We start from the raw sequence: 1,169 nt of genomic DNA, 5'->3' as shown, positions 1-1,169 counted from the left end.
TGTCATGTCCTGAAAAAAGTAGACACTATTACTACTATTACCCTTTTTCTTTTTTTTGTTACTTTTTTTCTTTTTACAATCCACATTTTAATTGTGGATTATTATAAACTTATTTGATTTACAGCTATTTTAGGCAACCATATGCACCTGGCGGGGTGTTAATAAGTTGAGCGACCAGTGGGGACGAAGGTTATTGTAGCTATCTATAGCTTCTTTTACCGCCTTTAATGCCGATGCTTTGTCGGCAAAGGTTTCATCCAGTAAATACTCCTGCTTCAATATTCCATTCACTCTTTCTGCCATTGCATTCTCATAACAATGGTTCTCCTCCGTCATGCTGATCTCCATTTTATGTTTTTTCAATTGCTTCACATACTCCTTACAGCAGTATTGTATCCCCCTGTCTGAATGATGAATAACGCCTTTGGTTTTACCTCTGCATTGCTTTAAAGTCATCTTTAAAACTTTCACTGCTCCATCTATTGACAGACTATCTGATAAATACCAGCCGGTGATCATCCGGGAGTATACATCGGTTTGCAAAAACAGGTATACAAAGCCATTGCGTGTCCGCAAATAGGTTATATCACTGGCATATGCCTGGTTGGCTCCTGTCAATAACTTATCCTTCAGCTTGTTTTTATACTTATGGAAATAATGCCAGGAGTCTGTTGTCTTTACATACTTCCTGCGACGCTTTACCAGCAGCTTGTTCCTGCCTAAAATATCAAAGAACTTATCCCGACCTGTCGCCCCTTCCAACTGTTTCAGATCGGATTCTAACAACCCGTATAGCTTTTTACCGCCCATGCGCGGGTGTATACGCCTTACTTCTTGCACCAGCTTTATTACCTGGTCTTCTTTCAGCTTTTCTTTTACCTGCCTGTTTAAAGACTTATAATACCCTGAACGGCTTACCCCAAAGCTCTTGCACAACCTCTCTACTGCGTATCCTTTTTGGTCGTGGCTGCTTTGGATGGTTGTTGACCTAAATTTTTTTTTATATCTGTCTGGTAATGATCGCTCGCCAGCGTTATCAGCGTTTCCAGCATATCATTCTTCATCGTAGCATCTGCCAGCGCCAGTTTCACCCGCTTTAACTCCGACTCCAACTCTTTTACACGGTCTTTTTCCCCTTTCATCTCTATTCTTACTATTTTACTTATTAA

At 40.4% G+C, this 1,169-nt stretch carries 2 protein-coding genes; both read right to left on the bottom strand.

The annotated features are described in order from the left end of the window. Positions 1 to 129: 129 nt before the first annotated feature. On the bottom strand, positions 130 to 936 hold the full coding sequence (locus tag DC498_RS25900) for an IS3 family transposase (protein WP_165813970.1): 807 nt from the start codon (positions 934 to 936) through the stop codon (positions 130 to 132). 5 nt (positions 937 to 941) lie between these two features. Continuing rightward, a partial coding sequence (locus DC498_RS26330; RefSeq protein ID WP_206197752.1) for a hypothetical protein occupies positions 942 to 1,169 on the bottom strand: 228 nt, incomplete at its 5' end.

The organism is Terrimonas sp. (assembly GCF_003075435.1).
Lineage (GTDB): Bacteria > Bacteroidota > Bacteroidia > Chitinophagales > Chitinophagaceae > Agriterribacter.
Note: the sequence above shows the minus strand (reverse complement) of the source record. Positions and strands in the feature narration are given on the sequence as shown.